The following is a 12,432-nucleotide window of genomic DNA, read 5'->3' on the forward strand; positions in this document are numbered from 1 at the left end:
GAGGACGAGGACATGGCACATTTCGAACTGATCGAGAAGCTGGCACCGAATGCGGTGATCAAGGTGGTCGGCGTCGGCGGCGGCGGCGGCAACGCGGTCGCGCACATGGTCAATGCGGGCGTGGAGGGCGTGGAGTTCATCACCGCCAACACCGACGCGCAGGCGATCAAGCAGTGCGGCGCGAAGCTGCAGCTGCAGCTCGGCGCGAACGTCACCAAGGGCCTGGGCGCCGGTGCCAATCCCGAGGTCGGCCGCCAGGCCGCGCTCGAGGACCGCGAGCGCATCGTCGAGGCGCTGGAAGGCGCCGACATGGTGTTCATCACCGCCGGCATGGGCGGCGGCACCGGCACCGGTGCGGCACCGGTCGTCGCCCAGCTGGCGAAGGAGATGGGCATCCTGACGGTCGCCGTCATCACCAAGCCCTTCCCGTTCGAGGGCCGCCGGCGCATGCAGGTCGCGCTGAAGGGCATCGAGGAGCTCGGCCACCACTGCGATTCGCTGATCACCATCCCGAACGAGAAGCTGATCACCGTGCTCGGCCGCCAGGCGACGATGGTGCAGGCCTTCCGCGCCGCCAACGACGTGCTGCTCGGCGCCGTGAAGGGCATCGCCGACCTGATCGTCAGCCCGGGCCTGATCAACGTCGACTTCGCCGACGTCCGCACCGTCATGTCCGAGATGGGCCTGGCGATGATGGGCACCGGCATCGCCCGCGGCGACGACCGCGCCCAGGCGGCGGCCGAGGCGGCGATCAGCAACCCGCTGCTGGACGAGGTCAACCTGTCCGGCGCCAACGGCGTGCTGGTCAACATCACCGCCGGTCCGGACTTCACGATGGCCGAGTTCGACGAGATCGGCCGCACGATCGAGGACTTCGCCTCCGAGGACGCCACCGTCGTCATCGGCACCTCGCTCGACCCGGAGATGCAGGACGAGGTGCGGGTCACGGTCGTCGCCACCGGCCTGAACCGCGGCGCGGTGCGCCAGCCGGTGCGGACCCCGGAGAAGGAGGTGGGACGGGCGCCGGTGAAGCTGGTCCGCAACGCCACCACCGGCCAGGTCGACTACGAGGCGGTCGGTGCGGCCGCCACGGTGGCCGAGCGCGGCCATGGCAGCAGCCACGTGCCGGCCGGCGTCGGCCTGGGCCTGCGCAGCCGGTCGCACGAGCCGGTGTCCGCGGCGGCGACCGCCCTCGGCGAGGGCCACGACTACCTGGACATCCCGGCCTTCCTGCGCCGCCAGGCCGACTGAGGTCGTTTTCCCGCGCCGGCCTCCTCCGGGCCTGGCCGGGACGTTCCAGCGGGGCGGCGGGACGCCGTCCCGGGCAGGGCCTCCCGCCAGGACGGCGGGGGGAGCAGTCCCCAGGGGGTTAGGAAGTTTGGCCCGCCGGCATCCGGCGGGCCGTTTTCCGCCCATCTGTTATGTTTTCGTTCAAACCGCGCTGTGCTATGGTGCCCAGCGGTTTGCGCGCTCCGCACCGGAGAACGCCTCGAAAATGATCAGACAGCGAACCCTCAAGAACGTCATTCGCGCTACCGGCGTCGGCCTCCACAGTGGCGAAAAGGTCTACATGACCCTGCGCCCGGCCGCCCCGGACACCGGGATCGTGTTCCGTCGGGTGGACTTCGACCAGCCGGTCGAGATCCATGCGAAGGCCGAGAAGGTGGGCGACACCAGCCTGTGCACCGCCCTGGTGCAGGGCGACGTGCGGGTGATGACCATCGAGCACCTGCTGTCGGCGATGGCCGGTCTGGGCATCGACAACGCCTATGTCGACCTGTCGACCGCGGAAGTGCCGATCATGGACGGCTCCGCCGGTCCGTTCGTCTTCCTGCTGCAGTCGGCGGGCATCGAGGAACAGGAAAAGGCCAAGCGCTTCATCCGCATCAAGCGCCCGATCACCGTCGCCGACGGCGACAAGTGGGCCCGCTTCGAGCCGTTCGACGGCTTCAAGGTCGGCTTCACGATCGATTTCGCGCACCCCATCTTCAACAAGGCGACCTCGAGCACCGAGATCGACTTCTCGACCACTTCCTTCGTGAAGGAGGTCAGCCGGGCCCGCACCTTCGGCTTCATGAAGGACATCGAGTTCCTGCGCGAGCGCAACCTGGCGCTGGGCGGCTCGATGGACAACGCGATCGTGCTCGACGACTACCGCGTGCTGAACGAGGACGGCCTCCGTTACGAGGACGAGTTCGTCAAGCACAAGATCCTCGACGCGATCGGCGACCTGTACCTGCTCGGCCACTCGCTGATCGGCGCGTTCTACGGCTACAAGTCCGGCCACGCGCTCAACAACCAGCTGCTGCGCGCCCTGCTGGCCGACACCACGGCCTGGGAAGAAGTCACGTTCCAGGACCCGGCGCTGGCGCCGATCTCCTACGCGCACCCCGCCCAGGCGGTCTGAAACCGGGTGCTTTCCTCCGGGGCCCCCTCGTGAGCGGGGGAGCTTTCGGGAAAAGTACTCCGACCCCGGTTTTCTTCCTCACCCCGCTGAATCGCCGCCCCCCGGGGCCTGAACCCCGTGTCCGGTTTGCGGATCGAATCACGTCAATTCACGCTTTTTTAACCCCCGATTAACGACACGGGGGTTTCACATCGGCATCATGCGTCGTCGGTCGACTTCCCCGACGCCGCCGCCAGCTTCAGCAGCTGGGCCCGGAGGCCGGGATCGGAGACCGAGTGGGCGGTGGCTCGCAGTGAATCGCGAACTGCCTCGGAAAGCGGTTTCGAACGGTCGGGTCCCGTGGGGACGACGGGCTCGGGCGGCGCCACTTTCACCACCAGCGTCCTCGCCGGGATCCCGGCCGCGGCCGCCGCGTCCCGCAGGACGTCGGCGTGCAACCGCAGGCTGGCTTTCCAGACCGGGGCGCTGACGAGGAACACCATGCTGTTTTCATCCACGTTGGCCAGTCGGCACTGGCCGGCCAAGGTGGCGGGGAGACTCTGGCGCAGTACCCGGTCGAGCGCGTCCAGCCATCGGACGCGATCCACCAGGTTGGCCAACCCCGATCCCGCGAGCGCCTCCAGGGGCTGGCGGGGCGGGCGGGCCGACGCGGCACTGCGGGCACCTGGCTTGAATGGGTTGGACATGATGAATGTGATCATCGCAGCAAAATTCCTTCGTTCGCCGAAGAAGCTCTCTTTCGACGAACCGAAGGTGGCCTCCCTCGCCCTCGGCGCGGTCGCGCTCGTGCTGGCGGCGACGTTCGGCCTGGGCTGGATGATCCGCGGTGCCGACGGCGCCGCGCTGGCGGAAATGCAGAAGCTGCGCACCGAACTCGACGCGCAGCGGGTCGCGCTCGACGCCGCGCGCAGCGAGGCGCAGATGGAAGTGAACGCGATCGCCGCGCGCGTCGGCGAACTGCAGGCGCAGGCCAACCGCCTCAACGCCCTCGGCGAGCGCCTGACCCGGGTCGGCAAGCTCAAGGACGGCGAGTTCAACTTCGGCGAACTGCCGGGCCAGGGTGGCGCCGAGGGCGCCGGCGACATGCCGTCGCGCGAACTGCTGGCGAGCCTGGACGCGCTGGAGGCGCAGTTCGACCACAGCGGCAACCAGCTGTCGGTGCTCGAGGCACTGCTGTTCGACCAGTCGCTCGAGGCCGATGCGGTGCCGGCCGGCATGCCGGCCCCGGGCTACATCTCTTCCGGCTACGGCGGCCGCAACGATCCCTTCGGCCGCGGCCGCGCCCACCACATGGGCATCGACATCGACGCCAATACCGGCGATCCGGTGACCGCCGCGGCCGGCGGCGTCGTCAGCTTCTCCGGCGTGCGCAACGGCTACGGCAACGTCGTCGAGATCGACCACGGCAACGGCTACACCACGCTGTACGCGCACAACTCGCAGAACCTGGTCCGCGCAGGCGACGTCGTTCGCGCCGACCAGCAGATCGCCCGGGTCGGTTCCACCGGCCGCTCGACCGGCTCGCACCTGCACTTCGAGGTCAAGCTCAACGGTCGCCAGGTCAACCCGCGCCAGTTCCTGCAGAAGGCGCGCGGTTGAGTCGCGCCGCCGGGCTTGATAGTCCGGCCCGGCTCCCCAAGTTAAACTAGCCGGCCGCGACGCCCCCCTCGGGCTGCCGCGGCCGCTTCGTTTTCGCGCCCCGCGCCCGCATTCCCTTTCCCACGGTCCTTCCCGCCAATGCTCAACAGCCTGCTCACCCGCATCTTCGGCAGCCGCAATGAACGCCTGCTGCGCCAGTTCCAGAGGGACGTCGCGAAGATCAACGCACTCGAGCCGGCGATGCAGGCCCTCGACGACACGGCGCTGCAGCACAAGACGGTCGAGTTCCGCGAGCGGCTGGGCAAGGGCGAGACGCTGGACGCGCTGCTGCCGGAAGCCTTCGCGGTCTGCCGCGAAGCGGCGCGCCGCGTGCTCGGCATGCGCCACTACGACGTGCAGATGATCGGCGGCATGGTGCTGCACTCCGGCCGCATCGCCGAGATGCGCACCGGCGAGGGCAAGACCCTGGTCGCGACCCTGCCGACCTACCTGAACGCGCTCGCCGGCAAGGGCGTGCACGTGGTCACCGTCAACGACTACCTCGCGAAGCGCGACTCGGCGTGGATGGGCCGCCTCTACAACTGGCTCGGCCTGTCGGTCGGCGTGGTCTACCCGGGCATGCCGCATTCCGACAAGAAGGGTGCCTACGGCGCCGACATCACCTACGGCACCAACAACGAGTTCGGCTTCGACTACCTGCGCGACAACATGGCGCTGGCGAAGGAGGACCGGTTCCAGCGCGGCCAGTTCTTCGCGATCGTCGACGAGGTCGACTCGATCCTGATCGACGAGGCGCGCACGCCGCTGATCATCTCCGGCCAGGCCGACGAGTCGCCGGAGCTGTACGTCAAGGTCAACCGCATCGTCCCGAAGCTGGTTCGCCAGGAGAAGGAAGACGGCGAAGGCGACTACTGGGTCGACGAGAAGGGCAAGCAGGTGCACCTCTCCGAGCAGGGCATGGAGCACGCCGAGGAGCTGCTGCGCCAGGCCGGCATCATCGGCGCGGACGACGGCCTGTACTCCGGCAACAATCTCGCGGTCGTGCACCACATGAATGCGGCGATGCGCGCGCATGCGCTGTTCCAGCGCGACGTCGACTACCTGGTGCGCGACGGCGAGGTGGTGATCGTCGACGAGTTCACCGGCCGCACGCTGGCCGGCCGGCGCTGGTCCGACGGCCTGCACCAGGCGATCGAGGCGAAGGAAGGCGTGCCGATCCAGCGCGAGAACCAGACGCTGGCCTCGATCACCTTCCAGAACTACTTCCGCATGTACGGCAAGCTCTCGGGCATGACCGGCACCGCGGACACCGAGGCCTACGAGTTCCAGAGCATCTACGGGCTGGAAGTCGTGGTGATCCCGACCCACCGGCCGATGATCCGCAAGGACCATCCGGACCTGGTCTACCTCGGCCGGAAGGCGAAGTTCGACGCCGTCATCGAGGACATCCGCGACTGCTACGGCCGCGGCCAGCCGGTGCTCGTCGGCACGACCTCGATCGAGACCTCCGAGCTGCTGGCGAATGCGCTGCGCAAGACCGGCATCCCGCACGAGGTGCTCAACGCCAAGCAGCACGAGCGCGAGGCGCAGATCGTCGCCAACGCCGGCCGCCCGAAGGCGGTGACCATCGCCACCAACATGGCCGGCCGCGGTACCGACATCGTGCTCGGCGGCTCGCTCGAGGCCGAGCTGCACGCGCTCGGCGAGGACGCCACCGACGCCGACAAGGCGCGGATCAAGGCCGAATGGCAGCAGCGCCACGACGAGGTCAAGGCGCTCGGCGGCCTGCACATCATCGGTACCGAGCGCCACGAGAGCCGGCGCATCGACAACCAGCTGCGCGGCCGCTCCGGCCGTCAGGGCGACCCGGGTTCCTCGCGCTTCTACCTGTCGCTCGAAGACAACCTGATGCGCATCTTCGCCGCCGACTGGGTGCAGAAGGCGATGCGCGGCATGGGCATGAAGGAGAACGACGTGATCGAGTCGGGCCTCGTGACCCGGCAGATCCAGAACGCCCAGAAGAAGGTCGAGGCGCACAACTTCGACATCCGCAAGAACCTGCTCGACTACGACGACGTCGCCAACGACCAGCGCAAGGTGATCTACCAGCAGCGCAACGAACTGCTGGAAGCCGAGTCCGTGCAGGAGACCGTCGCCGCGATCCGCGAGGACGTCGTCGCCGAGATGGTGCACCGGCACGTGCCGCCGGATTCGATCGACGAGCAGTGGGACCTGCCGGGCCTGGAACGTCGCCTCGCCGACGAGTTCGCGCTGGAGGTCGACCTGCAGGGTCCCGCGAAGACCGAGGAAGCGGTCGACGCCGAGCGGATCATGGCGATCGCGCAGGAAGCCGTCGCCAAGCTGTTCGCCGACAAGGAAGCGCAGCTCGGCCCGGAGATGATGCGCCACCTCGAGCGCACCCTGATGCTGCACGTGCTCGACCAGAGCTGGAAGGAACACCTGGCGCGCATGGACTACCTGCGCCAGGGCATCCACCTGCGCGGCTACGCGCAGAAGCAGCCGAAGCAGGAGTACAAGCGCGAGAGCTTCGAGCTGTTCGCGGAGATGCTCGACAAGGTCAAGCAGCAGGTCGTGACCCTGCTGGCGCGCGTGCGCGTTCGCGACGAGGCCGAGGTCGCGCAGATGGAAGCCGCCGAACGCGCGCGCATGGAGCAGAAGGCGCGCGGCATGCAGTTCCAGCATCCGGAAACCGGCGGCTACGGCGCCGACGAGGAAGCCGAACAAGCGCAGGCGCTCGCCGCGGACGGGCAGGGCGTGCTGGTGCAGCCGGTCGTGCGCGACGCGCCGAAGGTCGGCCGCAACGATCCCTGCCCCTGCGGCAGCGGCAAGAAGTACAAGCAGTGCCACGGCCGGCTCGACTGAGCCGGGGCCGGACGATCCTGCCGCACTGACCGATGCCGGAGCGGACGCGCGCCGTCCACGTCGCCGCCGCGGTGCTGCGGGACGTCCGCGGCCGCATCCTGCTGGCCCGGCGCACCGCCGGGCGTGACCTGGCCGGGCTCTGGGAATTCCCCGGTGGCAAGGTCGAGCCCGGCGAGACGCCGGCCCAGGCGCTGGTTCGCGAGATCGAGGAAGAACTCGGCATCCGCGTGCTCGCCGCCGAGCCGCTGATCGCGGTGCCGCAGGCCTATCCGGACAAACGCATCGTCCTGGACGTGTTCGAGGTGACGGCGTGGGAGGGACAGCCGCGCGGTCGCGAGCGTCAGGCCCTGGCGTGGTCGCCGCTCGAACAGCTCGCCAGTTATCCGATGCCGCCGGCCGACCGCCCGGTGGTCGCGGCGCTGACCGCCGGCGACCGCTACCTGATCACGCCGCCGGACAGCGAACGCGCCGGCTTCCTCTCCCGCCTGGACCGTGCCCTGCTCGCGGGCGTGCGGCGGGTGCAGCTGCGCGTGCCCGGCATGCCCGTCGCGGCCCTGCGCACGCTGGCGACCGACGCCGCGATCCACTGCCGTGCCCGCGGCGCCGAGCTGCTGCTCAACGGCGAACCCGAGCTCGCGGCCGAGCTCGGCATCGGCGTGCACCTCAAGGCGTCGCAGCTGATGGCGGCGTCGGCGCGGCCATTGCCCGCCGGGCTGACCGTCGCAGCTTCCTGCCACGACGCGGCCGAGCTGGCGCAGGCCGAACGCCTCGGGCTGGACTTCGTGGTGCTGGGGCCGGTGCGTGCGACGGCGAGCCATCCGGCAGCGAAGCCGCTCGGCTGGGACGGGTTTTCGCGGCTGCGCGAGACGGTGTCGCTGCCGATCTACGCGCTCGGCGGGATGAAGGCGGCCGACGTCGCACTCGCGCGCCGGCACGGCGCCCAGGGTGTCGCCGGCATCGGCGGGGTCTGGCCGCGCTGAGGTCCCCGCGGGGTCGCGCCCCGGGCGATGCCGGGCTCAGGCCACGCTGCCGGCTTCGGCCATCGCGCGGTAACGGGCATCGAGGCGGGCCACCGCCGCCGCCAGATCCTCACGGCTGCCGTCGTTGATCAGCAGGTCGTCGGCCAGCGCCAGCCGCTGCCGGCGTGGTGCCTGCGCGGCGATCATCCGGGCCGCCAGGTCGGCGTCGACGCCGTCGCGGGCGAGCAGTCGCCGGGTCTGGGTGCCGGTCGACACGTCCACCACGACGATCCGGCGCAGCCACGGGTAGGAAGCGCGGCCGCCGGCTTCGGTCAGCAGCGGGATCGCGACCACGGCATACGGCCCGGGAGCGGCTTCTGCGGCGGCCCGCAGCCAGGTGCGGATGCGCGGATGCAGGATCACTTCCAGCGCTGCGCGCGCATGCGCATCGGCGAACACGCGCCGACGCATCGCCGGGCGGTCGAGGCGGCCGTCGGCGTCCAGCACCTCCGGACCGAAGTGCGCGACGATTTCCGCGAGCGCCGGCTCCCCCGGCTCGACCACCGCGCGGGCGGCGACATCGGCGTCGGCGACGGCGATGCCGAGCGCTTCGAAGGCGCGGCTGGCCTCGGATTTGCCGGAGGCGACGCCGCCGGTCAGCGCGACGACCAGATCGGCCATTCCCTGCCTCAGCCCAGCCCGGACAGGTTGCGGTACCACTGCAGCAGCGATTCGCCCCACAGCAGCTGCACCCAGCCCGCCGTCGCCAGATACGGGCCGAACGGGATGTGCACGTCGCGGTCCTGGCCCTGCAGGGCCATCAGTGCGCCGCCCACGATCGCGCCGATGAACGACGACATCAGCACGATCGGCAGGATCGCCCAGCCGCCGCACCAGGCGCCCAGTGCCGCCAGCAGCTTGAAGTCGCCGAAGCCCATGCCTTCCTTGCCGGTGATCAGCCGGAAGCCCTGGTAGACGAGCCACAGGCTGAGGTAGCCGGCCACGGCGCCGGCGATCGCGGCGACCGGGTCGACGAAACCGACGCCGGTGGCCGCCAGCAGCAGACCCAGCCAGAGCAGGGGCAGGGTGATCGCATCGGGCAGCAGCTGGGTACGGACGTCGATGCCGGCCAGCGCCACCAGGGTGCCGGTGAAGGCCAGCGCCGCGAGGCATTGCGGGGTCGCGCCGAAACGCAGTGCGCAGGCCAGGAAGAGCAGGCCGGTGAGCAGTTCGACCGCCGGGTACTGCCAGGAGATGGGCTGCCCGCAGCCGCGGCAGCGGCCACGCAGCAGCGCGAAGCTCAGCAGCGGGATGTTCTCCCACGGCGCCAGCCGGTGCCCACAGTTCGGACAGCCGGAGGGACGCACGACGATGCCCGGCGGTTCGGGTTCGGCGTCGAGCGGGAGTTCGAGGTGTTCGCGGGCGTCGCGGCGCCAGCCGTACTCGAGCTTCGGCGGCAGGCGCAGGATGACGACGTTGAGGAAGCTGCCGACGAGCAGGCCGAATGCGAAGACGAGCCCGGCCAGCAGGCCGGGCGAGCCCTGCAGGAGTTCCAGCATGGGGTGTGGCTCAGCCGATCGTCGCGGCCAGCTTGAAGATCGGCAGGTACATGCCGATGACCATGCCGCCGACGAGAACGCCGATGATCACCATGATGAAGGGCTCGATCAGGCTGGCCAGCGCGTCGACCGAGTTGTTCACTTCCTGCTCGTAGAACTCGGCGACCTTCAGCAGCATCGTGTCGAGCGCACCGGCCTCTTCGCCGATCGCGGTCATCTGCACGACCATGTGCGGGAACAGGTTGACCTGCTTCATCGCGACGTTGAGCTGGTAACCGACCGCGACGTCCTCGCGGATGCGGTTCACCGCGTCGTTGTAGACGATGCTGCCGGTGGCGCCGCCGACGGTGTCCAGCGCCTCGACCAGCGGCACGCCGGCCTTGAAGGTCAGCGCCAGGGTGCGGGCGAAACGGGCGATCGCCGACTGGTGCAGGATCTGCCCGACCACCGGCAGCTTCAGCATCAGGCGGTCGACGTTGCGCTCCAGCGACGGCGAGCGCTTGTAGGCGAACATGAAGCCGACCACGCCGCCGGCGATCGTGAGCAGGATCGCCCACCACCACGCCTGCAGGAAGCGCGAGGCATTGACGATCATCTGGGTGAAGGCCGGCAGGTCGGCGCCGAAGCCCTTGAACACATCCTCGAACTGCGGCACCACGTACAGCAGCAGGATCGCGCTGACGATGATCGCGACCGCGATGACCGCGGCGGGGTAGAACAGCGCCTTCTTGATCTTGCCCTTGATCGCCTCGGTGCGTTCCTTGTAGGTCGCGACCGTGTCGAGGACGATGTCGAGCACACCGGCGGATTCGCCGGCGCGGGTCAGGTTGCGGTAGAGCAGGTCGAACTGCACCGGATGCCGCGCCATCGCCTCGCTCAGCGAGCTGCCGCCGGCGATGCTGTCGCGGATGTCGGTCAGCATGTCGCGCATGCGCGGGTTCTTCTGGCCCGAGGCCAGGATCTCGAAGCTCTGCACCATCGGCACGCCGGCCTGCAGCATCGTCGCGATCTGGCGGCTGAAGACGGCGATTTCCTGGGCGGTGATCGCCGAGCCCGAGGCGCCGAACAGCGGCTTGCCCTTCGGCTTGACGACCGTCGGGTTGATGCCCTGCTTGCGCAGTTCCGCGCGCAGCAGGTTGGCGTTCTTCGACGCCGTCTCACCCTTCATCTTGACGCCGCGCTTGTCGGTTCCCTCCCAGGTGAACTGCACCAGTTCATTGGTGCGGGCCTGGGGCGCGGGGGCTTTGCGGGCAGCAACGGTCGCCATGGCTTAATCCTTCGTCACGCGGTTGATTTCGGCGAGGCTGGTGACGCCCTGCCTGACCTTGAGGAGGGCGGACTGGCGCAGGTCGCGGACACCGGCGGCCTGGGCGGCCTCGGCGATCTGCAGTGCGTTGCCACCTTCGAGGATGATCTTCTGGATGTTCTCGGCCATCGGCATGACCTGGTAGATGCCGACGCGGCCCTTGTAGCCGTCGTTGCAGTCCTCGCAGCCGCCCGGCTCGTAGACGGTGAAACCGGTCTTGATCTCTTCGTGCGTGTAGCCCTCGGCGAGCAGCGCGTTCTCCGGCAGCGACACCGCCTTCTTGCAGTCGTGCAGGCGGCGGGCCAGGCGCTGGGCGATGATCAGGGTCACCGACGAGGTGATGTTGTAGGGCGCGATGCCCATGTTCATCAGTCGCGACACAGTCTGCGGCGCGTCGTTCGTGTGCAGGGTCGACAGCACCAGGTGACCGGTCTGCGCGGCCTTGACCGCGATCTCCGCGGTCTCCAGGTCGCGGATCTCGCCGACCATGATCACGTCCGGGTCCTGGCGCAGGAAGCTGCGCAGGGCGGCCGCGAAGGTCATGCCCTTCTTGACGTTCATCTGCACCTGGTTGATGCCCGGGACGCGGATTTCGACCGGGTCCTCGGCAGTGGAGATGTTGCGCTCCTCGGTGTTGAGGATGTTCAGGCCGGTGTACAGCGACACGGTCTTGCCCGAACCGGTCGGGCCGGTGACCAGGATCATGCCGTAGGGCTTGGCCAGCGCGTCCAGGTAGAGCTGCTTCTGGTCGTCGTCGTAGCCCAGCTTGTCGATGCCGAGCTTGGCGGCGCTGCCGTCGAGCAGACGCAGCACGACCTTCTCGCCGAACAGCGTGGGGCAGGTGGACACGCGGAAGTCCATCTGCTTGGTCTTGCTGATGTTGAGCTTGATGCGGCCGTCCTGCGGCAGGCGGCGCTCGGCGATGTCGAGCTGGGCCATGACCTTCAGGCGGGCGGTGATGCGCGGATGCAGCTTCACCGGGGCCTTGGCGACGCTGCGCAGGATGCCGTCCATGCGCAGCCGGACGCGGAATTCGTTCTCGTAGGGCTCGAAGTGGATGTCCGAGGCGCCGCGCTTGATCGAATCGAGCAGCACCTTGTTGACGAAACGCACCACCGGGGTGTCGTCGCCGCCCTTGGCGTCGGCGAGGTTGTCGGCGGGACCGTCGTCGTCGCCGCCGGTGGCCTCGAGGTTCTCGAGACCCTCGTCGTCGCCCATGTCCGTGTCCATCGAGTCGGAGGCCGACAGGGCCAGCTCGATGGTCCGGCGCAACTTGTCCTCGTCGACGAGGATCGGTTCGACCGACAGGTTGGCGGCGAACTTGATCTCGTCGAGGGCGCGGGTGTTCGTGGGGTCGGCGATGCCGACGAACAGGCGGTTGCCGCGCTTGAACAGCGGCAGCGCCTGGTGCTTGTTGATCAGTTCCTCGCTGACCAGCTTCGTGGCGGCCTGATTGAGGTCCAGCGCGCCGGCGTCGAACAGCGGCATGCCGAACTCGACGGCGTTGGCGCCGGCGATCTGCGCCGACGTCGCCAGCTTCTTCTCGAGCAGGTACAGATGGATCGGGCGCTTCTGCTTGCCGGCCTCGTCGAGGGCCTTGCGAGCGTCCGCTTCCGACAGGGCACCGTCCAGCACGAGGCGCCGGGCAATGCCGGTGATGCCGACCAGATTGGCAGTCGCGTTGGCGTTCACTGATCCTCCCCAGGCCGCGGCGCGACC

Annotated in this window: 10 protein-coding genes; 5 read left to right on the plus strand and 5 right to left on the minus strand. The window is 69.1% G+C overall.

Features of this window, described 5'->3' with window-relative positions; all coding sequences use genetic code 11:
- The first annotated feature begins 12 nt into the window (after positions 1 to 12).
- Entirely contained in the window at positions 13 to 1,251 is a 1,239-nt protein-coding gene (ftsZ, locus tag K311_RS0105720; RefSeq protein WP_026816521.1) for a cell division protein FtsZ, read from the plus strand.
- 244 nt (positions 1,252 to 1,495) lie between these two features.
- A complete protein-coding gene (lpxC, locus tag K311_RS0105725) occupies positions 1,496 to 2,407 on the plus strand; it encodes a UDP-3-O-acyl-N-acetylglucosamine deacetylase (RefSeq protein ID WP_026816522.1) in 912 nt (303 codons plus the stop codon).
- Positions 2,408 to 2,604: 197 nt separating this feature from the next.
- Here the strand turns inward: lpxC and K311_RS15570 are convergent, their stop codons facing one another.
- Positions 2,605 to 3,108 (minus strand): DciA family protein, encoded by a 504-nt coding sequence (locus tag K311_RS15570; RefSeq protein WP_081683295.1) that lies wholly within the window; start codon positions 3,106 to 3,108, stop codon positions 2,605 to 2,607.
- A 52-nt stretch (positions 3,109 to 3,160) separates the two neighbouring features.
- On the opposite strand from K311_RS15570, the gene K311_RS15575 reads away from it, so the two are divergent.
- From K311_RS15575 to K311_RS0105745, 3 genes are all read left to right on the plus strand, one after another.
- Positions 3,161 to 4,006: a M23 family metallopeptidase gene (locus K311_RS15575; RefSeq protein WP_043797021.1), complete on the plus strand. Its 846-nt coding sequence runs from the start codon at positions 3,161 to 3,163 to the stop codon at positions 4,004 to 4,006.
- A gap of 138 nt (positions 4,007 to 4,144) precedes the next feature.
- Positions 4,145 to 6,889 carry a preprotein translocase subunit SecA gene (gene secA, locus K311_RS0105740; RefSeq protein ID WP_026816523.1) on the plus strand — a complete coding sequence of 915 codons (2,745 nt, stop codon included), beginning with the start codon at positions 4,145 to 4,147 and terminating at the stop codon, positions 6,887 to 6,889.
- A 32-nt stretch (positions 6,890 to 6,921) separates the two neighbouring features.
- Complete coding sequence (locus tag K311_RS0105745; RefSeq protein ID WP_026816524.1) at positions 6,922 to 7,869, plus strand: Nudix family hydrolase; 948 nt, start codon at positions 6,922 to 6,924, stop codon at positions 7,867 to 7,869.
- A 36-nt stretch (positions 7,870 to 7,905) separates the two neighbouring features.
- On the opposite strand, the gene coaE is transcribed toward K311_RS0105745, so the two are convergent.
- The 4 genes from coaE to pilB form a co-directional block, all read right to left on the minus strand.
- Entirely contained in the window at positions 7,906 to 8,529 is a 624-nt protein-coding gene (gene coaE / locus K311_RS0105750; protein ID WP_026816525.1) for a dephospho-CoA kinase, read from the minus strand.
- Between the two features lie 8 nt (positions 8,530 to 8,537).
- Positions 8,538 to 9,404: a prepilin peptidase gene (locus K311_RS0105755; RefSeq protein ID WP_425476571.1), complete on the minus strand. Its 867-nt coding sequence runs from the start codon at positions 9,402 to 9,404 to the stop codon at positions 8,538 to 8,540.
- Positions 9,405 to 9,417: 13 nt separating this feature from the next.
- Positions 9,418 to 10,575 carry a type II secretion system F family protein gene (locus K311_RS0105760; RefSeq protein WP_245570634.1) on the minus strand — a complete coding sequence of 386 codons (1,158 nt, stop codon included), beginning with the start codon at positions 10,573 to 10,575 and terminating at the stop codon, positions 9,418 to 9,420.
- Between the two features lie 102 nt (positions 10,576 to 10,677).
- A complete protein-coding gene (pilB, locus tag K311_RS0105765) occupies positions 10,678 to 12,405 on the minus strand; it encodes a type IV-A pilus assembly ATPase PilB (RefSeq protein WP_026816528.1) in 1,728 nt (575 codons plus the stop codon).
- Positions 12,406 to 12,432 lie beyond the last annotated feature (27 nt).

The organism is Arenimonas composti TR7-09 = DSM 18010, from assembly GCF_000426365.1.
GTDB classification, from domain to species: domain Bacteria; phylum Pseudomonadota; class Gammaproteobacteria; order Xanthomonadales; family Xanthomonadaceae; genus Arenimonas; species Arenimonas composti.

What these genes read in the sequence shown, in the direction of transcription:
- ftsZ (WP_026816521.1), top strand. Translation starts at nt 13, where the DNA reads ATGGCACATTTCGAACTGATCGAGAAGCTGGCACCGAATGCGGTGATC.
- lpxC (WP_026816522.1), top strand. Translation starts at nt 1,496, where the DNA reads ATGATCAGACAGCGAACCCTCAAGAACGTCATTCGCGCTACCGGCGTC.
- K311_RS15570 (WP_081683295.1), bottom strand. Translation starts at nt 3,108, where the DNA reads ATGATCACATTCATCATGTCCAACCCATTCAAGCCAGGTGCCCGCAGT.
- secA (WP_026816523.1), top strand. Translation starts at nt 4,145, where the DNA reads ATGCTCAACAGCCTGCTCACCCGCATCTTCGGCAGCCGCAATGAACGC.
- K311_RS0105745 (WP_026816524.1), top strand. Translation starts at nt 6,922, where the DNA reads ATGCCGGAGCGGACGCGCGCCGTCCACGTCGCCGCCGCGGTGCTGCGG.
- coaE (WP_026816525.1), bottom strand. Translation starts at nt 8,529, where the DNA reads ATGGCCGATCTGGTCGTCGCGCTGACCGGCGGCGTCGCCTCCGGCAAA.
- K311_RS0105760 (WP_245570634.1), bottom strand. Translation starts at nt 10,575, where the DNA reads ATGAAGGGTGAGACGGCGTCGAAGAACGCCAACCTGCTGCGCGCGGAA.